General features: G+C 69.0%; 1 pseudogene. It reads left to right on the forward strand.

Annotated elements, in window-relative coordinates:
* A pseudogene (locus A5624_RS03650) lies at window positions 1-545 on the forward strand (DUF222 domain-containing protein); the annotation flags it as partial.
* Between the last annotated feature and the right edge of the window lie 55 nt (window positions 546-600).

A 600-nucleotide genomic window follows, 5' to 3' on the forward strand; every position in this document is an offset into this window, starting at 1 on the left:
CCCTGGGCAACCAGCAGGCCGACGGCATGTCGGCGCTGCGCGGCTGGCTCACCCCCGAAGCCCGCGCCACCCTGGAAGCCGTCCTAGCCAAACTCGCCGCCCCCGGCATGTGCAACCCCCACGACGACACCCCCTGTGTGGACGGCGCACCCACCCAAGACGCCATCGACCACGACCCACGCTCGGCCGCCCAACGCCAGCACGACGGACTCAACGCCGCACTGCGCGGCGTGCTGGCCTCCGGGAACCTGGGGCAGCACAACGGGTTACCCGCCTCCATCATCGTCACCACCACACTGGCCGAGCTCGAAGCCGCGGCCGGACGCGGCTTGACCGGCGGCGGCACCCTGCTGCCGATGAGCGATGTCATCCGCCTGGCCCGCCACGCCCACCACTATCTAGCCATCTTTGACAACGGCAAGGCCCTGGCGCTCTATCACACCAAACGCCTCGCCTCCCCCGGCCAACGAATCGTGTTGTACGCCAAGGACCGCGGCTGCAGCAGCCCCGGCTGCACCGTGGGCGGCTACTACTGCGAAGTCCACAGAGAGAATGGGAGGTCGCTCGCGGCGGTGGTCTGACTCTGAAGTCCATTGACGC

It is taken from the genome of Mycobacterium sp. 1482292.6, from assembly GCF_001672995.1.
Lineage (GTDB): Bacteria > Actinomycetota > Actinomycetes > Mycobacteriales > Mycobacteriaceae > Mycobacterium > Mycobacterium europaeum_A.